The sequence below is a fragment of the Micromonospora radicis genome, from assembly GCF_003583405.1.
Classification (GTDB): Bacteria; Actinomycetota; Actinomycetes; order Mycobacteriales; family Micromonosporaceae; genus Micromonospora; species Micromonospora radicis.
The window spans coordinates 391,653-415,351 of record NZ_QXEC01000002.1 but is presented as its reverse complement, the minus strand read 5'-3'; the positions used below and the strand labels follow the sequence as shown (position 1 = coordinate 415,351).

At 72.4% G+C, this 23,699-nt stretch carries 26 protein-coding genes; 14 read left to right on the top strand and 12 right to left on the bottom strand.

All coding sequences use genetic code 11. From position 1 onward, the window contains the following. Positions 1-29: 29 nt before the first annotated feature. Together D2L64_RS04570 and dut are read right to left on the bottom strand one after the other, a co-directional pair. Positions 30-707, bottom strand: coding sequence for a DUF3710 domain-containing protein (locus D2L64_RS04570; RefSeq protein ID WP_119573482.1), 678 nt, complete (start codon positions 705-707; stop codon positions 30-32). 25 nt (positions 708-732) lie between these two features. After that, entirely contained in the window at positions 733-1,233 is a 501-nt protein-coding gene (gene dut / locus D2L64_RS04565; protein ID WP_199714396.1) for a dUTP diphosphatase, read from the bottom strand. A 77-nt stretch (positions 1,234-1,310) separates the two neighbouring features. Between dut and D2L64_RS04560 the strand changes: the two genes are divergently transcribed. Then, positions 1,311-1,805 (top strand): DUF3093 domain-containing protein, encoded by a 495-nt coding sequence (locus D2L64_RS04560; RefSeq protein WP_119573385.1) that lies wholly within the window; start codon positions 1,311-1,313, stop codon positions 1,803-1,805. A 63-nt stretch (positions 1,806-1,868) separates the two neighbouring features. Here the strand turns inward: D2L64_RS04560 and D2L64_RS04555 are convergent, their stop codons facing one another. Beyond that, positions 1,869-2,735, bottom strand: coding sequence for a hypothetical protein (locus D2L64_RS04555; RefSeq protein ID WP_119573384.1), 867 nt, complete (start codon positions 2,733-2,735; stop codon positions 1,869-1,871). A 210-nt stretch (positions 2,736-2,945) separates the two neighbouring features. Further along, a complete protein-coding gene (locus tag D2L64_RS04550; RefSeq protein ID WP_007075406.1) occupies positions 2,946-3,242 on the bottom strand; it encodes a DUF4193 domain-containing protein in 297 nt (98 codons plus the stop codon). 432 nt (positions 3,243-3,674) lie between these two features. On the opposite strand from D2L64_RS04550, the gene D2L64_RS04545 reads away from it, so the two are divergent. Beyond that, positions 3,675-4,190: a LytR C-terminal domain-containing protein gene (locus D2L64_RS04545; RefSeq protein ID WP_199714394.1), complete on the top strand. Its 516-nt coding sequence runs from the start codon at positions 3,675-3,677 to the stop codon at positions 4,188-4,190. 87 nt (positions 4,191-4,277) lie between these two features. Here the strand turns inward: D2L64_RS04545 and D2L64_RS04540 are convergent, their stop codons facing one another. Next, positions 4,278-5,093, bottom strand: a complete 816-nt coding sequence (locus tag D2L64_RS04540) for an inositol monophosphatase family protein (RefSeq protein WP_119573480.1) — start codon at positions 5,091-5,093, stop codon at positions 4,278-4,280. Between the two features lie 286 nt (positions 5,094-5,379). On the opposite strand from D2L64_RS04540, the gene D2L64_RS04535 reads away from it, so the two are divergent. Beyond that, on the top strand, positions 5,380-6,981 hold the full coding sequence (locus D2L64_RS04535; RefSeq protein ID WP_119573382.1) for an RNA polymerase sigma factor: 1,602 nt from the start codon (positions 5,380-5,382) through the stop codon (positions 6,979-6,981). Between the two features lie 243 nt (positions 6,982-7,224). Further along, a complete protein-coding gene (locus D2L64_RS04530; RefSeq protein WP_099846999.1) occupies positions 7,225-7,458 on the top strand; it encodes a DUF7455 domain-containing protein in 234 nt (77 codons plus the stop codon). Between the two features lie 214 nt (positions 7,459-7,672). On the opposite strand, the gene D2L64_RS04525 is transcribed toward D2L64_RS04530, so the two are convergent. From D2L64_RS04525 to D2L64_RS04515, 3 genes are all read right to left on the bottom strand, one after another. After that, positions 7,673-9,400 carry a DEAD/DEAH box helicase gene (locus tag D2L64_RS04525; protein ID WP_119573381.1) on the bottom strand — a complete coding sequence of 576 codons (1,728 nt, stop codon included), beginning with the start codon at positions 9,398-9,400 and terminating at the stop codon, positions 7,673-7,675. Between the two features lie 195 nt (positions 9,401-9,595). Beyond that, on the bottom strand, positions 9,596-10,249 hold the full coding sequence (locus tag D2L64_RS04520) for a trimeric intracellular cation channel family protein (RefSeq protein WP_119573380.1): 654 nt from the start codon (positions 10,247-10,249) through the stop codon (positions 9,596-9,598). Positions 10,250-10,277: 28 nt separating this feature from the next. Further along, the gene (locus D2L64_RS04515) at positions 10,278-10,496 is read right to left on the bottom strand and encodes a DUF3039 domain-containing protein (RefSeq protein WP_119573379.1); all 219 of its coding nucleotides are present in this window, start codon (positions 10,494-10,496) and stop codon (positions 10,278-10,280) included. Between the two features lie 89 nt (positions 10,497-10,585). Here D2L64_RS04515 and D2L64_RS04510 point away from each other — a divergent pair, with 89 nt between their 5' ends. After that, positions 10,586-11,518, top strand: a complete 933-nt coding sequence (locus D2L64_RS04510; RefSeq protein WP_119573378.1) for a pseudouridine-5'-phosphate glycosidase — start codon at positions 10,586-10,588, stop codon at positions 11,516-11,518. 44 nt (positions 11,519-11,562) lie between these two features. Then, positions 11,563-12,462, top strand: coding sequence for a carbohydrate kinase family protein (locus D2L64_RS04505; protein WP_119573479.1), 900 nt, complete (start codon positions 11,563-11,565; stop codon positions 12,460-12,462). Positions 12,463-12,563: 101 nt separating this feature from the next. Here D2L64_RS04505 and D2L64_RS04500 read toward each other — a convergent pair whose 3' ends face one another. Beyond that, positions 12,564-12,920 (bottom strand): DUF3099 domain-containing protein, encoded by a 357-nt coding sequence (locus tag D2L64_RS04500; RefSeq protein WP_119573377.1) that lies wholly within the window; start codon positions 12,918-12,920, stop codon positions 12,564-12,566. Between the two features lie 107 nt (positions 12,921-13,027). Here D2L64_RS04500 and D2L64_RS04495 point away from each other — a divergent pair, with 107 nt between their 5' ends. Then, positions 13,028-13,327, top strand: coding sequence for a hypothetical protein (locus tag D2L64_RS04495; RefSeq protein ID WP_233558753.1), 300 nt, complete (start codon positions 13,028-13,030; stop codon positions 13,325-13,327). 2 nt (positions 13,328-13,329) lie between these two features. Continuing rightward, a complete protein-coding gene (locus tag D2L64_RS04490; RefSeq protein ID WP_119573376.1) occupies positions 13,330-13,641 on the top strand; it encodes a hypothetical protein in 312 nt (103 codons plus the stop codon). Positions 13,642-13,664: 23 nt separating this feature from the next. On the opposite strand, the gene D2L64_RS04485 is transcribed toward D2L64_RS04490, so the two are convergent. Further along, entirely contained in the window at positions 13,665-14,246 is a 582-nt protein-coding gene (locus D2L64_RS04485; RefSeq protein ID WP_119573375.1) for an HhH-GPD-type base excision DNA repair protein, read from the bottom strand. Positions 14,247-14,427: 181 nt separating this feature from the next. Between D2L64_RS04485 and D2L64_RS04480 the strand changes: the two genes are divergently transcribed. The 3 genes from D2L64_RS04480 to D2L64_RS04470 all read left to right on the top strand — a co-directional run bounded on the left by D2L64_RS04480 (position 14,428) and on the right by D2L64_RS04470 (position 18,156). Further along, positions 14,428-15,456 carry an iron ABC transporter substrate-binding protein gene (locus D2L64_RS04480; protein ID WP_119573478.1) on the top strand — a complete coding sequence of 343 codons (1,029 nt, stop codon included), beginning with the start codon at positions 14,428-14,430 and terminating at the stop codon, positions 15,454-15,456. 65 nt (positions 15,457-15,521) lie between these two features. Beyond that, positions 15,522-17,057, top strand: a complete 1,536-nt coding sequence (locus tag D2L64_RS04475; RefSeq protein ID WP_119573374.1) for an ABC transporter permease — start codon at positions 15,522-15,524, stop codon at positions 17,055-17,057. 25 nt (positions 17,058-17,082) lie between these two features. Next, entirely contained in the window at positions 17,083-18,156 is a 1,074-nt protein-coding gene (locus tag D2L64_RS04470; protein WP_119573373.1) for an ABC transporter ATP-binding protein, read from the top strand. Positions 18,157-18,243: 87 nt separating this feature from the next. On the opposite strand, the gene D2L64_RS04465 is transcribed toward D2L64_RS04470, so the two are convergent. Next, positions 18,244-19,464: a S8 family peptidase gene (locus D2L64_RS04465; RefSeq protein ID WP_119573372.1), complete on the bottom strand. Its 1,221-nt coding sequence runs from the start codon at positions 19,462-19,464 to the stop codon at positions 18,244-18,246. Between the two features lie 179 nt (positions 19,465-19,643). On the opposite strand from D2L64_RS04465, the gene D2L64_RS04460 reads away from it, so the two are divergent. Further along, on the top strand, positions 19,644-21,125 hold the full coding sequence (locus D2L64_RS04460) for a DUF7782 domain-containing protein (RefSeq protein WP_199714393.1): 1,482 nt from the start codon (positions 19,644-19,646) through the stop codon (positions 21,123-21,125). 49 nt (positions 21,126-21,174) lie between these two features. Beyond that, the gene (gene dtd, locus D2L64_RS04455) at positions 21,175-21,609 is read left to right on the top strand and encodes a D-aminoacyl-tRNA deacylase (protein WP_119573371.1); all 435 of its coding nucleotides are present in this window, start codon (positions 21,175-21,177) and stop codon (positions 21,607-21,609) included. Positions 21,610-21,611: 2 nt separating this feature from the next. On the opposite strand, the gene D2L64_RS04450 is transcribed toward dtd, so the two are convergent. Further along, the gene (locus tag D2L64_RS04450) at positions 21,612-22,400 is read right to left on the bottom strand and encodes a sporulation protein (RefSeq protein WP_119573370.1); all 789 of its coding nucleotides are present in this window, start codon (positions 22,398-22,400) and stop codon (positions 21,612-21,614) included. A gap of 222 nt (positions 22,401-22,622) precedes the next feature. Between D2L64_RS04450 and sigB the strand changes: the two genes are divergently transcribed. Next, positions 22,623-23,633, top strand: a complete 1,011-nt coding sequence (gene sigB / locus D2L64_RS04445) for an RNA polymerase sigma factor SigB (protein WP_119573476.1) — start codon at positions 22,623-22,625, stop codon at positions 23,631-23,633. Positions 23,634-23,699 lie beyond the last annotated feature (66 nt).

Below are 23,699 nucleotides of genomic sequence, written 5' to 3'. Positions count from 1 at the left end.
GCCGTCCCGGCGGTGCGGTGACGTCCGGTTCAGCGGGTGCCGGCGGCCGGTGCGGGGTCGACCTCGGCGGCCTGCTCGCCCGCCGACCCGGCCTGCTCGCCCGCCTCGCGGGGCAGCCGCAGCGGCAGCGGTTCACGGACCGGCTTGGCCTCGATGCCCCGGTCCACGACCAGCCCGTCCAGGCACTGGGCCAGCGGACCGGCCGCCGCCGGGTCGGTGGCCGCTGCACCCTGGTAGACCGCGCGGACCATCCAGCGCGGCCCGTCGACACCGACGAACCGCAGGTCGGTCAGGCCGTCCTCGGTACGGACCCGGGCGTGCAACTCGGTGCCGTGCTCCCCGACGGCCTCCTGCGCGGCGGCGCCGTCGTTGAACAGCGACTGGCGGATCTCCTCGCGTACCTCGTCCCAGATGCCCTCGCTGCGCGGGGCCGCGAAGACGCCGAGTTGCAGGGCACTCTTGCCGTGCACCAGAACGACCTGCTGGATCACGCCCTGCTGGTCCGCCTGCACCCGCACCTCGACGTCGGGCACCGCCGGGATCTGCAGGCTGCCCAGGTCGAGCCGCTGCACCCCCGGTGGGGCCTCGGAGACGTCGTACGGCCCGCGCGCCGGCTCGGCCTCGGTCGCCTCGACGCCGTCGGGCGCCTCGGTGCCCCGCTCGTCACGGGCGTGCCGCCCCGCGGCCCGCTTTCGGGAGAAGATCACTTCGTCCACCCTCCGCTGTTCGCACTCACCGTGCCACCTCTTCCGTCCGCGCCGTCGTCACCGGCGGCGGCACCAACCCGGCGTGTCCGCCGGTGGAGCCGTGCCCGCCGCTGCCGCGCCCGGACCCGGGCAACTCGGCCACCGGATGGAAGGCCGCCCGTTCCACCCGCTGCACAACGAGTTGCGCGATCCGGTCGCCCCGGGAGATCTTCACTGGCACGGCCCGATCATGGTTGATCAGGTTGACCAGGATCTCACCCCGGTAGCCGGCGTCGACCGTACCGGGCGCGTTGAGCACCGTCACGCCGAGTCTGGCGGCCAACCCCGATCGGGGGTGGACCAGGCCCACGTAGCCCTCGGGCAGGGCGATCGCCACGCCGGTCGGCACCAGCGCCCGACCGCCGGGCGGCAACTCGACGTCGGCGGCGGCCACCAGGTCGGCACCGGCGTCACCGGGATGGGCGTACGCCGGCAGCGGCAGCTCGGGGTCGAGCTGCCGGACCGGCACGGGCACCACGTCGGTCACGGTTCCCCTCTTTCGTCTGATTCCGCTGGGCTGACCCTGCCATCCTGCCCGGTACCCCGGCATCCGGGCGCCGTACCCTGGCACGAGTGAGCACGTCACCTTCGTCCACCACGGCGACCCCGGCGTACGCCGAACGGCTCCGCCTGCCCTGGTGGCTGTGGCTCGCGGGGCTGGCCACCACCGCGCTGCTCGCGCTGGAGGTGTGGATGGGCGGAGCCGGCGTGCGGGCCTGGCTGCCGTTCGCGGTGCTGCTGCCGGCCGCCGTGGCCGCGATGGCCTGGCTGGGCCGGATCAGGATCGCGGTGTCCGAGGGTGAGCTACAGGTCGACGACGCCCGGCTACCGGCACGCTTCGTCGCCGACGCCATCGCGCTGGACGCCGACGGCCGACGTGAGGTACTCGGCGTCGGAGCGGATCCGCTGGCCTTCGTCGTCCAGCGGCCCTGGGTCTCCGGCGCGGTCCAGGTGGTTCTCGACGACCCGGCCGACCCCACCCCGTTCTGGGTGGTCAGCTCCCGGCACCCGGTCGCGCTGGCCGAGGCACTCCTGGCCGCCCGCGACGCGTCCCGCTGACCGTCGTGCCCGGGCGGCGGCGGATCCGGCCGGACCGGCTCCGCGGCGCGGACCCACCGGTGGTCAGGGGCCGGGCAGGGTCGGCGGAGCGCCGGGCAGGGTCGGCGGTGCACCGGGCAGGCCGCGCCGCTGCCGGCGCAGATCGGTGCGGAGCTGGTCGGCGAGCGTACGGGTGGCCCGCCGGTTCAGGTAGCTCGCCACCGCGGCACCGGTGAGGAAGGGCCCCAGCGTGGTCAGGTTCCGGCCGAACCGCTTGAGCAGGGTGTCCCGCAGTTCGTGCCGGGCGGCCGTGCCGAGCACCGCACCCACGCCCACGCCGGGCATCATCGGGTTGACCCCACGCCGGTTGGCCCAGGCCTGCAGCAACGCGACGGTGCGTTGGGTACCACCGGCGGGCAGCGGCGCGCGGTAGACCTCGTGCAGTTCGCCGGTCAGCTTCAGCTCGATCGTCACCACCGCGACCGTCTCGGCCGCGAGCAGCACCGGCGCGGAGAGCAGGCTCGGGGTGACCGTCCACTGCACCGCGGAGGCTCCCCCACCGGCGGCGCCCACCCCGGCGGTCGCCCGCGACGCGTTGCGTACCAGCCGGTCGGCCAACTCCTCGTCGTCCAGCCCGGGAAAGTGCTGGCGCAGCGTGGCCAGGTCACGGATCGGCACGTGCGGAGCCACCTCGGCGACGGTGTCGACCATCCAACGCAGCGCGGTCTTCGGCTTGAACAGGCCACCGATCCCCCGGGCCCGGGCCTGCTTGACCAGGCGGACGACCAGCTGGCGACGTTTGGCGGGCTCGATCTCGTCGGCGGTGAGCGCCGCGATCGTGGTACCCAGTTCCTCGGCACCACGGTCACCCACGCCACGATCGCCGCCAGCCGCGGCACCCAGGTCGCGGTCGCCGTCAGCCGCGCCGCTGTCGGCACTCCGCCCGCTCATGCCGGTCCTCCCCCACGGACCGCCCGGAGGCACCACCACACCCTGCCGATGACTCGCTCGCTCACTGCCCGACCTCCCGGCTGGACGACCGCCGGCACGGCGGCCATGCTCACGAGTCAATCAGGTGAACCGGCCCGGCGCTCGCCGAGCCGGGCCGCGGCGGCTCCACTCGGGAGCCGCCGCTTGCGGTGGTGTCGTCGTGCCCGTCGGTCAGACGCACTCTCGGCAGATCAGCTCGCCGTTGCGCTCGACCGCCAACTGACTGCGGTGGTGCACGAGGAAGCAGCGAGCGCAGCGGAACTCGTCCTGCTGCATCGGCAGCACCTTGACCGTGAGCTCCTCATCGGCCAAGTCGGCGCCGGGCAGCTCGAAGCTCTCAGCCACTTCAGCCTCGTCGACGTCCACGGCGCCCGACTGCGAGTCGACGCGCCGTGCCTTGAGCTCTTCCAGGCTGTCCTCGCCGAGGTCGACCTCGTCGCGGCGCGGGGCGTCGTAGTCGGTGGCCATCGGTTTCACTCTCCCATTTCGATGTTGTCGCTTCCGGTTGTAACGCCGGACGACGCTGTTTCGGTTCCGCTGGCCGGCCATCGCTAGTGTCGGCCACCCGACCCGACGACAGCTCGGGTCAGTACCGCCGGAGAATCTCCCCGGCGAGCGCGGAACCCTACCCCCCCTTGGGCGAGGCATGTATACCGCCCTTGTGGCTGAGATGTACGCCCCTGCACGGGAAGTTGTTCCCAATGTGACTCAGGCGACACGAAGATAGGGGTAGTACTACCCGGTTCTGGGATGGCGCGCCGGTATGTCGGACTGTTTCCACGCGACAGTCGGACAACCGTTAACCTCAGCGGCGTACCCGGCCGCTGGCGGGACGACCCGACCGCTGGCAGCCGCCGCCACCCTTCACTGTCCGGGAGCGCCCTGATGAGCTTTGCGCGAGTGCGAGCACTCGTAATCGTCGGCATGCTGGCGGTGGTCGCCCTGGTGTTCGTCGCGGTCGCCATCGTCCGGGACACCCAGAGTAGCGCCGGTACCGCCGAGGGCTGCCCCGATGACTGGCCACGTGCCGACGTCACCCTGCGCGACCACAAGGATGTCAAGATCAAGGTGCTCAACGGCACCGACCGGCCCGGGCTGGCCGCCACCGTCGGCGACGACTTCCGTAACCGGGACTTCCAGGTGGAAGAGGAAGGCACCGAGAAGAAGAAGATCGACGACGTGGCGATGCTGCGCTACGGCCCGAAGGGCGTCGGGTCGGCGCACCTGCTGCGGGCGTACTTCCTGGGCGCCGCCGAACTCAGCTACGACCCCGCCCGTGAGGGCGACGTCGTCGACGTGGTGCTCGGCAACGCCTTCCAGCAGCTGGCCACCACCACCGAGGTCAACCAGTCGATCGGTGACCTCGGCGCCCCGGTGGCACCGCCCGGTTCCTGCCCGCTGCCGGTGGAGAACTGACCCGGCCCTCGGCCCGGGAGACCTGACCGGACGGGCCGATCTGCGCGGACGACCGGCCAGAACGCCGGTCGTCCGACCGGCTCCCGGTCAGGGCCCGCCGGCCGCGTCCAACTCGACCAGGCGCTCGTGCAGCGGCCGGAAGAGCGCCGGTGGCGCGGCGATGACCATGTCCGGCCCCGGCGCACGTCCGCGCAGCCCGCCGACCCGCAGACCGGCCTCGGTGGCGACCAGGGCCCCGGCCGCCTGGTCCCAGGCGGCCAGCCCCTTCTCGTAGTACGCGTCGGCCCGGCCCTCGGCGACCAGGCAGAGGTCGACGGCGGCCGCACCCAGCCGGCGGATGTCCCGCACCCGGGGGATCAGCTCGGCCACCACCCGGGCCTGGTGTGCCCGGCGGGCCGGGTCGTAGCCGAACCCGGTGATCACCAGCGCCTGCCCGAGATCGGTCTCGGCGGAGCAGCGCAACCGTTGCCCGGCTCGCCAGGCGCCGCCGCCGACCGTGGCGGTCCACTCCTCGCCGGTGTGGATGTTGCGTACCACACCCGCGACGACCTGCCCGTTCACCTCCGCGGCGATCGACACGCCGGAATGCGGCAGACCGTAGAGGTAGTTGACCGTCCCGTCGATGGGGTCCACGATCCACCGCACCGAAGCCGGCACGTCGGTGCCGCCTTCGACCGTGCCGTACTCCTCGCCCAGCACGGCGTCGTCCGGCCTCAGCCGGCGCAGGGCCACGGTGATCTGGCGCTCCACGGCCCGGTCGGCGGCGGTCACCACGTCGGTGACCGTGCTCTTGGTCGCCTCGACCGAGACGCCCTCGGCCCGCATCCGGTACGCGGTGGCGGCGGCGCCCCGCGCCACCTCGACCGCGATCTCCAGCAGTTGCGCCGGCGTCGAGCGATCCATCATCCGTCCCTTTCCGCACAGCCGGGTATCCGGGTCGTACGCGGGTATCATCCTTACAAAGTCCACAAGCGCACCGAATCGGCGGTCCAGACCGCCGATCAGCCGTGCGGCGCAGGATGATCGCCGCAGACGGCGTTACAATTCACCCCTGCCCACGCGCCACGGACGGCCGAACGACCGGTCGGCCCGGGACACGGGGGTTCCTCAACCACATCGCCCGGCACGGTGCCCCGTGCTGCGCCGGACGATCCGGCCGTGCTCGCTCTTCGCCTCCGGAAGGTCATTCGTGACAGAACCCCGCCAGACCGGCGCCGACGTTCGCTCGCTCACCGACACCCTGATCGCCCACGCGCAGAGCGCCGGCGGCCAGCTCACGTCGGCCCAGCTCGCGCGCACCGTCGAGTCCGCCGAGGTGACTCCGGCCCAGGCCAAGAAGATCCTGCGGGCGCTCTCCGAGGCCGGAGTGACCGTGGTGGTCGACGGCTCGGCCAGCACCCGCCGCCGGGTCGCCGCCGCCCGCTCCGCCACCCCGGCGTCCCGCGCCACCACCGCCAAGACCACGAAGAAGGCAGCGCCGCCCGCCCCGAAGCAGGCGCCCGCGGCCGAGGAGGCGCCGGCTCCGGCACCGCGCAAGGCGACTTCACGCAAGACCGCCGGGACGACGGCGGAGGTGGCCGCCAAGGCGGCCGTACCGGCCAAGAAGTCGACCCGCGCCACCAAGGCGACGGTGGCCGCCGCGAGCGCGGGGAAGCCCGCCAAGGCGGCCGGCAAGGGTGCGGGTGCCGAGGGGGAGGTCGATCCCGAGGAGCTCGCCGCCGAGATCGAGGACGTGGTGGTCGAGGAGCCGGCCGAGTTGACCCAGGCCGCCGAGGCCGACGCCGCGAACTCCGCCACCGACAACGACTTCGAGTGGGACGACGAGGAGTCCGAGGCGCTCAAGCAGGCGCGTCGGGACGCCGAGCTGACCGCCTCGGCCGACTCGGTCCGGGCGTACCTCAAGCAGATCGGTAAGGTTCCGCTGCTCAACGCGGAGCAGGAGGTCGAGCTCGCGAAGCGGATCGAGGCCGGGCTCTACGCCGCCGAGCGCCTGCGCGCGGCCGACGAGGGCGAGGAGAAGCTCGTCCGCGAGATGCAGCGGGACCTGCTCTGGATCTCCCGCGACGGCGAGCGCGCCAAGAACCACCTACTGGAGGCCAACCTCCGGCTGGTCGTCTCGCTGGCCAAGCGGTACACCGGGCGGGGCATGGCCTTCCTCGACCTCATCCAGGAAGGCAACCTCGGCCTCATCCGCGCCGTCGAGAAGTTCGACTACACCAAGGGCTACAAGTTCTCCACCTACGCCACCTGGTGGATCCGCCAGGCCATCACCCGCGCCATGGCCGACCAGGCCCGCACCATCCGCATCCCGGTGCACATGGTCGAGGTGATCAACAAGCTCGGCCGGATCCAGCGGGAGCTGCTCCAGGACCTGGGTCGTGAGCCCACCCCGGAGGAACTGGCCAAGGAGATGGACATCACACCGGAGAAGGTGCTGGAGATCCAGCAGTACGCCCGGGAGCCCATCTCGCTCGACCAGACCATCGGTGACGAGGGCGACAGCCAGCTCGGCGACTTCATCGAGGACTCGGAGGCCGTCGTGGCGGTCGACGCGGTCTCCTTCTCGCTGCTGCAGGACCAGCTCCAGCAGGTGCTCCAGACGCTGTCCGAGCGCGAGGCGGGCGTGGTACGCCTGCGGTTCGGCCTGACCGACGGCCAACCGCGCACGCTGGACGAGATCGGGCAGGTCTACGGTGTGACCCGGGAACGGATCCGGCAGATCGAGTCCAAGACGATGTCCAAGCTGCGCCACCCGTCGCGTTCCCAGGTACTGCGGGACTACCTCGACTGATCAGCATTCGTCAACCCATCGTGTCGTTTTGATCACCTGGCGTCAACGCCGGATGGTGATCAGGTGGTTGCACGAATGTGATCGTTGACGTGGCACCCTGGGTGCACGGCACACTGTCGGTGCCAGGTGTGACCTCGGTCCCCCGCGGGCACACAGGGAAGGCGAGGCCCGACCAGGATGTTGCACGATAGGTGACCAAGACCGAAGAGAGTGTTCATCGGTGACGACCAGAGGAGGAAGGCGATGACCCCGACCCTCACGCCGCCGCCCGAGACGGTGAGCCCCCCGGCCGCCGATGAACGGTGCGACCGCTGCAATGCTGCCGGCAAGCTCAGGATCACCCTCTCGGGTGGCAGTGAGCTGGTGTTCTGTGGGCACCACGCCAACAAGTACGCCGAGGATCTCGTGAAGATCACCGTGCGGTACGCGACGGACCCCGAGTTCACCTGGCGCGGCGCCGACTTGATGGCCAACTGAGTCCCAACCCGACATAAAGCCGGCCGGAGAAGCCCACCAGGGCCCTCCGGCCGGCTTTCTCACGCCCCCTCCCACTCACCGGCCCGGCCGCCGCGCGTTGATCATGAAGTTATTGCCACGGGAAAGCGCTCTCCCGGGCAATAACTTCATGATCAACGCGCGGCGGGTTAGGGGGAGGGGAGCGGGGCGGGGCGGGGGGGGAGGGGAGGGGGAGTTAGAGGGTTTGGACGGTGGCTATGCGTTCTTCTAGTTGTTCGATGGTGGCTTGGGCGCTGGGGGGGCCGCCGCAGAGGCGGCGCAGCTCGGCGTGGATCTTGCCGTGCGGTTGGCCGGTGCGGTGGTGCTGGGCGGCGACCAGGGCGTTGAGTTGACGCCGTAGCGCCACGCGGCGTTGGGCGGCGCTCATCGGTGCCGGTGCGGCAGCCACCGGGGACGACTCGGGCTGCCGGTCCGCGGCCCGACGGCGGCGGGCGGCCAACTGCTCGGCCTGTCGCTTGGACAGCAAGGCCGCGACCTGCTCGGAGGTGAGCAGTCCGGGCAGGCCCAGGTACTCCTCCTCCTCCGGCGTGCCGGCCTGGGCGGCGGTACCGAAGGAGGCACCGTCGAAGATCACCTGATCCAGTTCGGCGGTGGCGGACAACGCGGCGAAGCGCTTCTCCAACTCGCCACTGGCCTGGTCGTCGCGCTGGGCCCGCTCCAGCAGGTCGTCGTCGAAGCCCTCCCGCTCCTTCGGCTTGCCGAGGACGTGGTCCCGCTCGGTCTCCATCTCACTGGCCAGCCCGAGCAGGTGCGGCACGCTGGGCAGGAAGACCGACGCGGTCTCCCCCGGCCGGCGGGCCCGGACGAACCGGCCGATCGCCTGGGCGAAGTACAGCGGCGTGCTGGCGCTGGTGGCGTAGACGCCGACCGCCAGCCGGGGGATGTCCACCCCTTCGGAGACCATCCGCACCGCCACCAGCCACCGTTGCTCGGAAGCCGCGAACGTCGCGATCCGGCCCGAGGCGCCCACATCATCGGAGAGCACCACCGCGGCCTTCTCCCCCGTCACCTGCTCGATGAGCTTGGCGTACGAGCGGGCGGCCTGCTGGTCGGTGGCGATGACCAGGCCACCCGCGTCCGGCATGCCCGCCTCCCGGAGCACGCCGAGTCGGGCGTCGGCGGCGCGCAGCACCTGCGGCATCCAGTCGCCGGCCGGGTCCAGGGCGGTACGCCACGCCTGGGCCACCAGATCCTGTGTCATCGGCTCGCCCAGCCGGGCGGCCAGTTCCTCACCGGCGTTGGTACGCCAACGGGTCTCTCCGGAGTAGGCCAGGAACAGCACGGGCCGCACCACGCCGTCGCGCAACGCGTCGGAGTAGCCGTACACCGAGTCGGCTCGCGAACGCAGCAGGCCGTCCCCGCCGCGCTCGTACTCGACGAACGGGATCGGATTGTCGTCGGAGCGGAACGGGGTGCCGGTCAGCATCAGCCGGCGTACCGCCGGCTCGAAGGCCGCCTTGACCCCGTCGCCCCAGGTACGCGAGTCGCCGGCGTGGTGGATCTCGTCGAGGATGACCAGCGTCCGCCGGGTCATGGTGCGCCGCCGATGCACCTGGGGCGCCATCCCGACCTGCGCGTAGGTGATCACCGCGCCGTGGAAGTCCGCCGAGGAGTGCACGTCGGCGTTGCGGAACGCGGCGTCGAGCTGGATGCCGACCCGCGCCGCCGCGGCTGCCCACTGGCTCTTCAGGTGCTCGGTCGGGGCGACCACGGTGACCGCCTCCACGGTGCCGTCCGCGAGCAGTTCGGCGGCGATCCGCAGGGCGAAGGTGGTCTTGCCGGCGCCGGGCGTGGCGACCGCGGTGAAGTCCTCGCTGCGACGACGCAGGTACTCCACCAGTGCCTTGCGCTGCCAGGCGCGCAGGGGTGGGAACGTCTCGAGCGTCGGCGTCCGGGCTGCCACGCGTTGGCTCCTCTCCGCTGCGCACGACGGCCCGACCGCAGGCCGGCGAACCGGGCCGAGGGGCACGGCTGCGCCGCCCCATGAAAACGCCTCCGCGCACCGACCGCCGCGAAGGCCGACTCAGCATAACCAGCGGCGCCCGTCGCCCCCACTCGACGCCACACCCATCCGGTCGTGCCGTTCACCACTGCCGGGTCAGCGGGGTGCCGGGCCGGGGGTGCCGGTGCCCGGCGGTCGGAACGTCGCCACGGGCGCCGACCAGCGGCGGCGCAGGGCCACCAGACGTACGCCGAAGACCAGCAGCACCGCGGCGGTGAGCGGGATGGGTCCGGTGTGTCCCAGGCCGTCGAGGACCACCACCAGGATCGAACCGGCCAGCGCCGCCACGGCGTAGATCTCCCGGCGCAGCACCACCGGAATCTCGCCGGTCAGCAGGTCCCGGACGAGTCCGCCGCCGATCGCGGTGATCATGCCGATCAGGCAGGCGCCGAGCGGCGGCACCGCGGCGTCGAGGGCCTTGAGGGTGCCGGCGACGGTGAACAGGCCGAGCCCGGCCGCGTCCAGCACCAGCACGGTGGTGCGCAGCCGGGCGAACTGGGGGTGCAGCCAGAAGATCGCTGCCGCGGTCACCGCGGCGGTGCTCGCGTACCGCCAGTCGGCGAAGGCCAGTGGCGGCACCTCGTCGATCACCAGATCCCGGACGATTCCGCCGCCGAGGGCGGCGACGAAGCCGACGAAGACGACCCCGAACAGGTCGAGCCGCTTGGCCACCGCCGCGGAGGCACCTGAGGCGGCGAAGACCGCGACCCCGGCCAGGTCGGCCAGGAGCAGGGCGGTGGAGGTGGTCACCGCCGCAGGTTACGCGCCCGCGGCGGGCTCACTCCCGGTACGAGTCGTAGATCTCCTTGCACTTGGGGCAGACCGGCGAGCCGGGTTTGGGGGTTTTGGTCACCGGGAAGGTCTCGCCGCACAACGCCACGACGAACGTGCCCATGACGGCGCTCTCGGCGATCTTTTCCTTCCGGACGTAGTGGAACATCTCCGGACCGGTGTCGGCGTCCTTCAGCTCCGGACGTTCGAGGACCTGTGTACTCACGTCTGCACCTCCAACCGACAAGTTTGGCAGGTCACCCGTGACCCGGTCCACCTGAGGTGGCCCGGGTGACGGCAGTACGGTGGGCGACTGTGACCGACTTTCACCTTCGCTACGGCACCGAGGTGGCCCAGGCGCTGCGCGAGCAGCGTCCCGTGGTCGCCCTGGAGAGCACCATCGTCTCGCACGGCCTGCCCCGGCCGGACAATCTACGGGTAGCTCGGCAGATCGAACAGGCGGTTCGGGACGCGGGGGCGGTGCCGGCCACCATCGGCATGGTCGCCGGTGACCTCGTGGTCGGCCTGGACGACGCCGAACTGACCCGGCTGGCCACCGCCGACGGTGTGACCAAACTCTCCGTACGCGATCTCGCGGTTGCCGCCGCGACCGGCGCGGACGGCGCCACCACCGTGGCGGCGACCAGCGCCGTGGCCGCCGCCGCGGGTATCGGGGTGTTCGCCACCGGCGGGCTGGGCGGGGTGCACCGGGAGGCCGCACAGACCTTCGACGAGTCCGCCGACCTGGTCACCCTGGCCCGGACGCCGATCGCGGTGGTCTGCGCCGGGGTCAAGTCGATCCTGGACGTGGGTGCCACGCTGGAGCGCCTGGAGACCCTCGGAGTGGCCGTCGTCGGGTACCGCACCCGCCGGTTCCCGGGCTTCTTCATCACCGACGGCGGTTTCGACCTGGACTGGTCCGTCGACTCCCCGGAGTCGATCGCCGCCGCCCTCGCCGCCCGGGCCCAGCACGGCGTGCACCACGGTGGTCTGATCGTCGCCAATCCACTGCCCAGTGACGAGCAGCTCGACCCGGAACTGCACGATCGCACCCTCGCCGAGGGGTTGGCCCGGCTGGACCGCGACAGGGTGAGCGGCAAGGCCGTGACGCCGTACCTGCTGGCGCACTTCCACTCCGCCACCGAGGGCGCGAGCCTGGCGGTCAACGTCCGGATCATCCTGCGCAACGCCGACCTCGCCGCCCGGATCGCGGTCGCCGCCGCCCGCCGCGCCGACGCCTCGGCGTGAACGAACCGGGTGGCCGGACCGCCCACGGCGGCGCGGGCGCGGCGGTGTCCGGCGGCGGCCGTGTCCTCGTCGTCGGGGACGTGATCACCGACGTGGTGGCGGTACTGGCCGCCCCGTTGGCCCGCGGCTCGGACACAGCGGCGGGAATCCAGTTCGCCGGCGGCGGTCAGGCCGCCAACACCGCGTCCTGGCTCGCCGCGCAGGGCATCCCGGTGACCCTGGTCGGCGCGGTCGGCGACGACGACGCCGGGCGCCAGCGGGTGGCGGAGCTGACCGCCGCCGGGGTCGACTGCGCGGTGCAGCGGATCGCCGGATGGCCCACCGGCACGGTGATCGTGCTGGCCGCCGGCGACGAACGCACGATGATCACCGAGCGTGGTGCGAACGTACGGCTGCGCCCGGCGCACGTGGACGCGGCGCTGGCCGCCGCGCCGGACGCCACGCATCTGCACCTGTCCGGGTACGCCCTGCTCGACGCCGACTCCCGCCCGGCCGGGTTGCGCGCGCTGGCCGCCGCCCGCGAGCGCGGCCTGACCACAAGCGTCGACGCGGCGTCGGCGGCGCCGCTGCGCGCGGTCGGGCCGGCGGCCTTCCTGGCCTGGGTACGCGACGTGGACCTGCTGCTGGTCAACACCGACGAGGCGACCGTGCTGGCCGGTGGGCTCGATCCGGTGGCGCAGGGGCGGGCGTTGGTCGCCTCGGCGCGGCGGGTGGTGGTCAAGCAGGGTTCGGCGGGGGCGACGTGGGTGGACCGGTCGGCCACGGTGACCGCCGTACCGGCCCGACGGGTGGCGGTGGTCGACGTCACCGGAGCGGGAGACGCGTTCGCCGCCGGCCTGCTGGCCGCGTGGCTGGCCGGGGCACCGTCGAAGGTCGCCCTGGACCGGGCGGCGGACCTCGGCGCCGCCGCGGTCTCCCAGGTCGGCGCCCGCCCGGCCGGCTGATCCCGGCCTGCCGGCTCGGCGTGACCAGAGCCGGACGCCGCCCGGGCGGCGTCGGGTCCGGACTCCGGCCTCGGCGCCGGGGCTGGCGTGGGCTGCGGTGATCAGGTCTCGGCGTCGATCACCTTGTGCGGGCGCTCCTCGGCGGTGAGGCTCCTCGCCGGCGCCTCGGCCGGTGGCCCCGGCCGGAAGCGGTTGGCCAGCCGGTGCCGGTCCTTCGGCGGCCGGTCGTTGGCCAGCAGCACGGCAAGCCAGGGAACGAGCACCATGCCCAGCGCGACCAGGGGCAGCCAGAGCCAGAGCAGCGGCGCCCGGATGCCGACCAGGATCGCGCCGACGATCACGCAGGCCACCCGGACACCCATCATCGCGATGTACCGCCGCTGCCGGCTGGTCAGCTGGTCGTCCTGGCTGCGCGAGGCGTCGGTGATCAGGATCGGCTGGTACGCCTGACGCTTCACCGGTTACCTCCTCGGGAGTCGTGCTCCATCCTGTCACCCGCGAGGGCACGGCGACGAGCAACGTCGACGCCGGGATCGACGTGTTACGACCGTGGTACGCTCGGCCCGTGGGCAGCAGGTTCAGCTTCACCGACGAGGCGTTGGCCAACCTGCGGGTCTACGACGTCACACCGGGGGAAGTCTGGGATGCGCTGCACAGCGGCCGGCGGGTGATCCGCCACCTGGGCGACGACGTGATGGTGGTGTACGCCACCACCGCGCACGGGCGCCGGGTGGCCGTGTTGCTGGCCGAGGCCGACGGGACCGACAACGACTGGGACATCCTCTCCGCCCGCGAGTTGAGTGACGTCGAGACCAAGCGCTACGACGAGACCGTACGGAGATCTCCGCAGACGAGGAGGCGGTGACGATGGACCGTCACGACGCGACCAAGCAGTTCCACAGCGGCGGCGAACGGCTCGCCGAGTTGATCGACGAGAGTCGCCCGGTGGAACTACCCACCCCCGACACCGACACCCCGATGGTCAGCCGCTCGGTCCGGCTGCCGCTGGAGACGTACGAGCGGGTCCGAGCGGCCGCCGACGCCCGGGGCATCGGCGTGACCACCCTGATGCGGCAGTGGATCGAGGCCGGCCTCGCCGACCTGGACGACTCGGCCACCGTCTCGCTGGCCGACGTGCGGCGGGCCATCGCCGCGCTGGGGCAGCCGAGCGCCGCCTGACCGCGTCCTGCGGCAGCCGGCGGTCAGGTGCCGGCGGTCTTCGCCTTCGCCGCCGCCTTCATCTGCTGTTTGTACTCCCGGACCAGGCGCAGCGACTCGGCGTCGGTGACGTCGGCGACGGAACGGTGCGCCTGCGGGTCGCCGTAACCGCCGGCCGCCTCCTGCCAACCCGGCGGCCGTACGCCGAACCGCTTGCCGAGCAGGGCCAGGAAGATCTGCGCCTTCTGCCGACCGAACCCGGGTAGGGCGGCGATCCGGGCGAGCAGGTCACGGCCGTCCGCCGGGTCGGCCCAGAGCCGGGCGGCGTCGCCGTCGTAGCGCTCGACCAGCACCCGACACACCTCCTGGACCCGGGCCGCCATCGCCTTCGGGAACCGGTGCAGGGCCGGCGGCTGGGCGAAGAGCGCCACCAGCGCGTCCGGGTCGTAGCCGGCGAGTTCCCGAGCGTCCAGGTCGTGACCGAGTCGCTGGGCCAGCACGTACGGCGAGGAGAACGCCTTCTCCATCGACACCTGCTGATCCAGCACCATCCCGACCAGCAGCGCCAGCGGACTGCGCAACAGGAGCTGGTTCGCCGCCGGGTCGATGGGCAACGCGAGCGTCATGTCTCCATCCTGCCCTTTCTCGCCGGAGCGGGCGTGATCCGGCACGCATCCGAGTTCTCTAGTGAGGTTAGGCTGTGCTAACTTCTGCGCGTCAGACGCCCCGGGCCGACGGACGGCTGGGGACGCCGGACCAACGAAAGGGTTTGCCGTGCCTGTCACCCGCCGCCGTACCGCCGGCACCATGCTCGCCGCCAGTCTGCTCGTCCTCGGCCTGGCCGCCTGTGGATCCGGCGAGGAGGACGCCGCGGCCGACTCCGGCCAGGCCGCCGACAAGCAGATCACCGTCTACAGCGGGCGCAACGAGCAGCTGGTCAAGCCGCTGCTGGACAAGTTCACCGAACAGACCGGCATCGCGGTCAACGCGCGCTACGCGAACACCGCGCAGCTCGCCGCGCAGCTGGTCGAGGAGGGCGACAAGTCGCCGGCCGACGTGTTCTTCGCCCAGGACGCGGGTGCGCTGGGCACGGTCGCCAAGCGGGGCATGTTCAGCACGCTCAGCGAGGAGACCACCGCCAAGGTGCCGGCGACGTACCGGGCCGGCAACGGCCAGTGGGTGGGCGTGAGTGCCCGGGCCCGGGTCCTGGCGTACAACGCGGACCTGATCCAGGCCGACCAGCTGCCGGCCTCGGTGTTCGACCTGACCGCGCCGGCCTGGAAGGGCAAGGTCGGCGTCGCGCCGACGAACGCTTCGTTCCAGGCGTTCGTCACCGCCATCCGGGTGCAGCACGGCGATGCCAAGGCCGAGGAGTTCCTGCGCGGGCTCAAGGACAACGACCCGCAGATCCGCGACGGCAACGGCAAGATCCTGGAGGACGTCGGCAGCGGCGTCATCCCGGTGGGCCTGGTCAACCACTACTACCTGGGCGAGATCGCCAAGGAGCAGGGCACCCCCCCGGACGCGCTCAAGGTCAAGCTGCACTTCTTCCCCGGTGGCGACACCGGCGCCCTGGTCAACGTGGCCGGTGTCGGCGTACTCAACCGCGCCGCCAACGACCCGGACGTGCAGAAGTTCGTGGACTTCCTGCTCGGCACCGAGGCGCAGACCTACTTCGCCGAGCAGACCTTTGAGTACCCGGTGGTGGCCGGGGTGCCCGGCCCGGCGTACGTGCCGGCGCTGGCCGACCTGGCGGTGCCGCAGATCGACCTGAACGACCTGGACACGCTGGACGCCACCGTGACCATGATCAAGAACTCGGGGCTGGTCCCCTGACCGCTCCGCCGACCAGCACAGGGCCGATCCGCACCGGGTCGGCCCTGTCCGGCGTACCCGGGCGGATGCGTCGGCTGGCGCCCCGGCCGGCGCTGCTCGCGGCCTCGACCGCCGCGGTGGCCGTCGCCCTGATCCCGCTGGCCTACCTCGCGGTGCGTACCGCCGAGGCCGGTTGGGACCGGATCGCCGCGGAGCTGTGGACCGAGCGGGTGGCGCTGCTGGCCCTGCGCAGCATCGGCCTCGCCGCGGTGGTCACCACCGGCTGCGTGCTGCTCGGCGTCGGCACCGCCTTCCTGGTCACCCGTACCGACCTGCCCGGCCGCCGGACCTTCGCGGTACTGGGTTCGCTGCCGCTGGCCGTACCGACCTACATCGCCGCCTTCTCCTGGGTCTCCGCGGCTCCCCGGCTGGAGGGGTTCTGGCCGGCGGCCCTGGTCCTCACCCTCTGCTCCTACCCGTACGTGCTGTTGCCGGTCGCGGCCGCGCTGCGCGGCGCGGACCCCGCGCAGGAGGAGGTCTCCCGGTCGCTGGGCCGCAGCGGCTGGCAGACCTTCACCGCGGTGACGTTGCGGCAGATCCGGCCGGCCACCGCCGCCGGTGCGCTGCTGGTCGCCCTCTACGTCCTCGCCGACTTCGGCGCGGTCGCCATCCTGCGCGCCGACACCTTCACCCGGGCCATCTTCATCGCCTTCGACCTGGGCTTCGACCGCACCGGAGCGCTGGTGTTGTCCAGCGTGTTGGTGGCCCTGACCCTGCTGCTGCTGACCGGTGAGACCGCCACCCGCCGTCGGGGTGCCCGGTACGCCCAACTCGGTGGCGCCCGGCGACCCGCGCCGCGGCTGTCGCTCGGCGCGGCTCGGTGGCCGGTCGTGGCAGCCCTGCTCGGTGTCGCCGGTCTCGCCCTCGGCGTGCCGGCGGTGAACCTGGCGCGACGGTTGGCGGCCGGCGTGTCCCGCCCGGGTGCGCTGACCGAGGTGCTCGCCGCAGCCGGCAACTCGTTGACCGTCTCGCTGGCCGGCGCGGCCCTGACCATGCTGCTGGCGCTGCCCCTGGGCCTGCTCGCGTCGCGGGCGCCCGGACCGCTGACCACCGTGTTGGACCGGCTGGCCTACCTGGCCCACGCCCTGCCCGGCGTGGTGATCGGGCTGTCCCTGATCTTCTTCGGCATCAACGTCGCGTACCCGCTCTACCAGACGCACTGGCTGCTGGCCCTGGCGTACGCCACGCACTTCCTGCCGCTGGCGGTCGGCGCGGTGGTCGGCGCGGCCGCGCAGTCCCCCGCCGGGCTGGAGGAGGTGGCGCGCTCCCTCGGGCGTGGTCCGTGGACGGTGCTGCGGACGGTGACCCTGCCGTTGACCCTGCCCGGCATCGGTGCGGGGGCGGCGCTGGTCTTCCTGGCGGGCATGAAGGAGCTGCCCGCTACCCTGCTGCTGCGACCCACCGGGATGAACACCCTGGCCACCGAGTTGTGGACCAGTACGGCCGTCGGCGCCTACGCGGCGGCGGCACCCTACGCGGCGCTGCTCGTGCTGATCTCGGCCGTACCCACCTGGCTGCTGGTCGCCCGCAGCGGACTGCTCGACAAGGAGAACCTGGCATGAGCGAGAGCGGAGCGGGAGAGCTGGCATGAGCGACGTCGTGCTCAGTGGCGTGGTCAAGCGGTACGGGCGGGTCACCGCCCTGGCCGGTGCGGACGTCAGCGTGCCCTCCGGTCAGCTGACCGCCGTACTCGGCCCGTCCGGCTGTGGCAAGACGACCCTGCTGCGTTGCCTGGCCGGATTCGAACGGATCGACGGTGGCGAGATCCGCATCGACGGTGACCGGGTCGCGGGCGGCGGCCGCCACGTGCCGACGCACCGGCGCAACATCGCCGTGGTGCCGCAGGAGGGCGCGCTCTTTCCGCACCTGAGCGTGGCGGACAACGTGGGCTACGGCCTGGACCGGGCGGCCCGCCGGTCCGACCGGGTCGAGCAGGTGCTGGCCCTGGTCGGTCTCGCCGGTTACGGCGCCCGGATGCCGCATCAGCTCTCCGGCGGGCAGCAGCAGCGGGTGGCGGTGGCCCGGGCCCTGGCGCCCCGGCCGTCGGTGGTGCTGCTGGACGAGCCGTTCAGCGCCCTCGACGCGGGGCTGCGGGCGGGCCTGCGGCAGGACGTACGCGAGGCGCTGCGCGCCGACGGTGCCACCGGCGTACTGGTCACGCACGACCAGGGTGAGGCGCTGTCGGTGGCGGACAAGGTGGTGGTGCTGCGCGACGGGCGGGTGGTGCAGGCCGCCGCGCCGACCACGGTCTACCGCGAGCCCGTCGATCCCTGGGTGGCCGGGTTCGTCGGCGACGCGGTGCTGCTGCCGGCGGTCGTCGAGCAGGGGGCCGCGCGGACCGCGCTGGGCGTGGTGCCGGTCGCCGGTCCGGTGACCGACGGTCCGGTGACCGTGCTGGTCCGGCCCGAGCAGGTGCGCTTCACCGCCGGCCCGGGCGCGGTCACCGCGACCGTCCTGCGGCACGACTTCCACGGTCACGACGCCCTGGTCGGGCTCCGGTTGGCCGACGGCACCCGGATCACCGCCCGGATCCTCGACGGCGCCGCCCCGCTGTCGCCCGGTGGCGAGGTCAGCGTGCAGGTCGACGGCGCCGCGCGGGCCTTCCCCAGGGACACGGCGGTGGGTCTGCCGGCGTCCACCGTGGTCGAACTGGCGGCGTAACCTCGCCGGCCGGTACCTGATCGGCGGTGACCGCGACGCGAAGCGGCCCGGCGGATCGCTGATCCGCCGGGCCGGTTCACATCCCGGTCAGTTGACCACGAACAGCAGGCGGTTCGGCGAGCCGGTGCCCGGGCTGGTGATCACGCCGGTGGTGGCGTTGTTGATCAGGTAGGTCTTGACCTGGGCGGGCGTCCAGGTCGGGTTGGCCGACAGCACGAGGGCGGCGGCGCCGGCCACGTGCGGCGAGGCCATCGAGGTGCCGTTGATCGTGTTGGTCGCGGTGTTGCTGGTGTGCCAGGCCGACGAGATGCTCGAGCCGGGCGCGAAGATGTGCACGCAGGAGCCGAAGTTCGAGAAGGACGAACGGGCGTCGGTGCTGGTCGTCGAGCCGACGGTGATCGCGGTCGAGGTGCGGGCCGGGCTGTAGTTGCAGGCGTTGGCGTTCGAGTTGCCGGCCGCCACGGCGTAGCTGATGCCGGAGGCGATCGAGTTGGCCACCGCGTTGTCGATCGTGCTGCTGGCGCCGCCGCCGAGGCTCATGTTCGCCACGGCCGGCTTGACCGCGTTGGCGGTCACCCAGTTCACGCCGTTGACCACGCTGGTGGTGGTGCCGCCGCCGGAGCAGTTGAGCACCTTCACCGCGACCAGGCGGACGGCCTTGGCCACACCGTACGTCGAGCCGCCGACCGTACCGGCGACGTGGGTGCCGTGGCCGTTGCAGTCGGTGTTGTTGCTGTCCACGGTGTTGGTGCCCCAGGTGGCCCGGCCACCGAAGTCGTTGTGCGTGGTCCGGATGCCGGTGTCGATGATGTACGCCCGGACGTTGGAGGCGGTGTTCGGGTAGGTGTAGGTGTTGCTCAGCGGCCGGTTGCGCTGGTCGATGCGGTCCAGGCCCCAGGTCGGGTTGTTCTGGGTGGCGTCGATCGACACCGCCTGGTCCTGCTCGACGTAGGCGACGGCCGGGTTGGCGGCGAGGCGGGCCGCCTGGTTCGGGGTCATCTTGGCGGCGAAGCCGGTCAGTGCCGCGCTGTAGACGTCGGAGACGCTGCCTCCGTACCGCTTGACCAGGTTGCTGGCCCGGTCCGGCACCGCGGCGCGGGCGGCCGACGAGCCGGCGGCACCGACCGCGTCGGTGCGCAGCACCACGAGGTAGCTTCCGCTGATCGCGTTCGAGGCACCGGCACCGCGGATCTCGCCGGTGGGTGCGGCGACCGCGGCGGTGGTGCTGGCCGCGGAGACGGCCGCCGCGGTGGCGACGACGGCGAACGCCCGGATGAGGCTGCGCCGCGCGGGGGATCCTGAGGACATCGTCTGCCTCCCTTACCTGGGCGGCCGACCGGGCTTCTGGCCGGGCGGTCCGCCCCGTGGACTGAGTTGCAGCAGATGCTAGCGTTGGATCGATGGATATAACAGAGATGCACTTCGATTGACTTTGAATGTCACGGGTGGTACCAGCCGGGCCCGACGTCACCAGGCAGGATGGCGGGGTGGACGGACACGACATGCTGCTCTCCCCCGCCGGTGTCGAGGCACTGCGGACCGCGCTGACCCGTACCAACTTCACCGCGGCCGGCATCGCCGCGCGGCTCGGTCCGCAGGCGACCGCGGCGGTGGCCCGCAACGACTTCCGGGCCGCCCTGCGCGCCACCACCGACGGCGACCCGCTCGCCACCCTGATCCGGGTGTTCATCTGCGAGCAGACCGAGCCGGAACCCGCCGTCGCCGCGGCCCTGGCCCCGTTGCCGATCGCCGACGCCCTCGATGCCGGGCTGGTCGAGCGGTACCGCGACGGGGTGCGGATGGGGCTGGACCTGGAACCGTACGGCGACGACTGGTGGGTGCTGGCGGACGTACCGGCCAGCGCCCGCCCCGGCCGTTCGCTGCACGCCGAGCACGTGCTCGGCATCGGCGGAGCGACCCAGACCATGATCGGCGCGGCGGTTCGTCGGCCGGTGGAGCGCGCACTGGACCTGGGCACCGGCTCCGGTGTGCAGGCGCTGCACCTGAGCACCCACGCACGGCAGGTCACCGCCACCGACGTGTCACCACGCGCGCTGCGCTTCGCCGCCACCACCGCCGCGCTCAACGGCCAGGACTGGGAACTGCTGCGGGGCGACATGGTGGCACCGGTCGCCGGTCGCCGCTTCGACCTGGTGGTGAGCAACCCGCCCTTCGTGGTCGGGCCGGGTGCCACCACCCACGTCTACCGCGACTCCGGCCGGGTCGGCGACGCGATCAGCGCCGAGTTGGCCGCCGCCGCGCCGGGGCTGCTCACCGAGGGCGGCACCATGCAGTACCTCGCCAACTGGGTGCACGTGTCCGGCGAGGACTGGGGCGAACGGGTGGCCGGCTGGTTCGCCGGCACCGGACTGGACGCCTGGGTCGTCCAACGCGAGGTCGCCGACCCGATGTCGTACGTCGACCTGTGGCTGACCGACGTCGGCGAGGCCGACCCGCAGCGGATGGCCGACTGGCTGGACTGGTTCGACGCGCACAAGGTCGAGGCGATCGGCTTCGGCATCGTCTCACTGCGGCGTGGCGGCCACGACGACCCGGTGCTGCGGGTCGAGGACCTGCGCCAGCGGGTCGAGGCGCCGCTGGGCGACCGGATCGCCACCTGGTTCGACCGCCACGACTGGCTGCGCGAGCAGGGCACCGAGGGGGTGCTGGCCGCCCGTTACCGCGCCACCGACGGCCTTCGACTGCACCAGGAGGCCACCATCGGCCCGGAAGGTTGGGGGGTGGACCGGCAGGTTCTCACCATGCCGCACGGACTGCGCTGGACCGAGGAGATCGACCCATTGGTGCTGGCCCTGGTCGGCGGCGCCGACGGGCGGCTGCCGCTGCGCGACCAACTCGCGCTGCTCGCCGCCGCGCACGACGTCACCGTGGACGAGTTGGCCGAGGCCGCCGGTCCGATCGTGGCGCACCTGGTCGAGCGGGGCTTCGTCGAGCCGGTGCGGCCGTGACGGCCACGGCGGACAAGGCTCGGTCCGAGGGCCGGGCGGTGGTGCGCTGATGCGGGCGGTGGTGCAGACCGTCGGCCGGGCCAGCGTCACGGTCGACGGCGAGGTGGTCGGCGCAATCTCCGACGGGCTGCTGGTGCTGCTCGGGGTGACCCACACCGACACCGCCGAGACCGCCCGGACGATGGCCCGCAAGGTGCACGAGCTGCGGATCCTCGATGACGAACGGTCGGCCGCCGAGGTCGGCGCGCCGATCCTGGTGGTCAGCCAGTTCACCCTCTACGGCGACGCCCGCAAGGGCCGCCGTCCGAGCTGGACCGCGGCGGCCCCGGCCGAGGTCGCCGAGCCGCTGGTCGGGGCGGTCGTCGAGGCGCTGCGCCAGCGGGGTGCGAGGGTCGAGACCGGCCGCTTCCGCGCCCACATGCTGGTCGAGAGCGTCAACGTCGGCCCTCGCACCGTCCTGCTCGACCTGTGCGGCGGCGCCTAGCCCTAGCCGAAGAGACCACGCCGCCGCAGGGACTGGCGCAACCAGTCGTCGAGTCGGGCCGCCCAGTCGGTCTGGTCGACGGTCGCGTACTCCACGGCGAACCGGCCGAAGGCGTCCCGCCCCGCGGTGAGCAGCCCACCGCGCCGGTCCAGTTCCAGCACCACCTGCAACTGCCCGGCACCGGCGACGAAGGTGACCTCCAGCTGGTTCATCGCGCCCGCGTACTGCGCGGCCGGGTAGAACTCGATCTCCTGGTAGAACGGCAGCGTCTGGTGTACGCCGTAGAGGTGTCCCCGCTCCACGTCGGCCCGGGCGAACCGGAAGCCGAGGCGCAGCAACGCGTCCAGGAGCCGCTGCTGGGCCGGCAGGGGGTGCACCGCCACCGGGTCCAGGTCGCCCTGGTCCAGGGCACGGGCCACCGCCAACTGCGTACGCAGCCCCACGGACATTCCCGGCAGGTGCTGCCCGTACAACACGGTGACCGGGGTCTCCCAGGGCACGTCGAACCGGAACGGAACGTCGTACCGCTGACCGGGCTCCAGCCGGAACGGCCCGGTGACCCGCTGCCGGTGGAACTGCTCGTCGGTGGCGTACCCGTTCTCGCCGCTGGCCACCTCGACCCGGGTGGAGAGCCCCAGGGCCAGGTACGACACGTCCACCGGGTGCTCGCCCCCGGTGACCATGACGGTGCCCTCCAGCCGGCCGCCCGGAAGGCAGTTCGGGTCGACCAGCACCGTCGCCACGGACGGGCCGCCGACGCCCATCGCCTGCCTGATCCGCTTGAAGACCACCGCTGCCTCCGTCGCCGGGTCGTCTGCCGCGCCACACCGACGGGCAGTCCCGTCGGCCGCAGGCACGGTAACCGGGTCGGACAGCGCCTATCACCGATTTGCCCGAACCCGTGGGTGAACGGCTGTCGGGTTCTCGATCGCCTCACTCCCGTTTTACGCCCCAACCGCCAAGCTGTGTTTCACCGGCAGAACGCGGCCGGGCGACAGAACGGGGAGACGGAGATGGCCCTGCAGATGATGGAGCACCGGATGCACGCCGGGACCGAGGCCGAGCCCGGCATGGACACCCTCACCGACCTGGACGCCACCGACGAGCGCGGCGTCTCCACCGACCTGGTTCGGGCCTACCTCAACGGAATCGGTCGGACGAAGCTGCTCACCGCAGCTCAGGAGGTCGACCTCGCGAAGCGGGTCGAGGCCGGGCTGTTCGCCGAGGAGAAGCTGGCCACCTGCACTCCGGTCTCCGTCGAACTGCGCGCCGACCTCCAGCTGATCGCCCGCGAGGGCCGGGCGGCGAAGAACCACCTGCTGGAGGCCAACCTCCGGCTGGTGGTGAGCATCGCCAAGCGGTACACCGGGCGGGGCATGGCCTTCCTCGACCTCATCCAGGAAGGCAACCTCGGCCTCATCCGCGCCGTCGAGAAGTTCGACTACACCAAGGGCTACAAGTTCTCCACCTACGCCACCTGGTGGATCCGCCAGGCCATCACCCGCGCCATGGCCGACCAGGCCCGCACCATCCGCATCCCGGTGCACATGGTCGAGCAGGTCAACCGGATGGTCCGGGCGCGCCGGGAGTTGGCCGTCTCGCTGGGCCGCGAGCCCACCGTCGCCGAGATCGCCCGCGCGCTCGACGTGCCCGAGTTCCAGGTGATCGAGCTGATCTCCTACGACCGGGAGCCGGTCAGTCTGGACCAGGCCGTCGGCGAGGACGGCGAGAGCGCGCTCGGTGACTTCGTCGCCGCCGCCGACCCGTCCGCCGGGCTGAACAACGCCGCCTCGCAGGGGGAACTGCGCAACGAGGTGAGCATCGTGTTGGCCACCCTCTCCCAGCGGGAGCAGGCGGTGATCCGGCTGCGGTTCGGGCTCGACGACGGCCGGCAGCGCACCCTGGACGAGGTCGGCCGCGAGTTCGGCCTGTCCCGCGAGCGGATCCGGCAGATCGAGAAGGTGACGCTGCTCAAGCTGCGGGCGCCGGAGCGGGCCCAGCGCCTGGAGACGTACGCCTGCTGACCCGGTGAGACGTCCACGATGTCGGCTTCGGCGGTTTCGCCGGGGCCGACATCTTCGTTGTCCTGC